We start from the raw sequence: 361 nt of genomic DNA, 5'->3' as shown, positions 1-361 counted from the left end.
CCTTTTACAAATCCTACTAACTCCGAAACACTCAAGCTCGGAGGCGTTCTTACCACCAAATGAACGTGATCTATTTGAACGTTCAACTCGACTATTCTGCATTTCTTCATGCTGCAAAATACATGGATACATCGGTAAACCTCCTTTGCAACATTACCCTTCAGTATTTTCAATCTGTATTTCGATGTCCAAACTATATGGTACTGACAGCGATAAAATACATGCGATGATGAGTCATATCTGCTCATGCTATTTACTCCTTCGATTTGCTGGTAACAAACGAGGACAGTATCTAGCATGAGCTCTTTACGGGCTTAGCCCCGATTTAACTATCACCACCTCCATAGGAGGTGGTTTAATA

At 40.7% G+C, this 361-nt stretch carries 1 protein-coding gene; it reads right to left on the bottom strand.

Annotation, left to right across the window (positions count from 1 at the left end; genetic code table 11):
• Nucleotides 1-248 (bottom strand): IS200/IS605 family transposase (gene tnpA, locus CS022_RS24665; RefSeq protein ID WP_129124492.1); only part of this gene is annotated, 248 nt, incomplete at its 3' end.
• Nucleotides 249-361 lie beyond the last annotated feature (113 nt).

Source organism: Veronia nyctiphanis, from assembly GCF_004116385.1.
Lineage (GTDB): Bacteria > Pseudomonadota > Gammaproteobacteria > Enterobacterales > Vibrionaceae > Veronia > Veronia nyctiphanis.
Note: the sequence above shows the minus strand (reverse complement) of the source record. Positions and strands in the feature narration are given on the sequence as shown.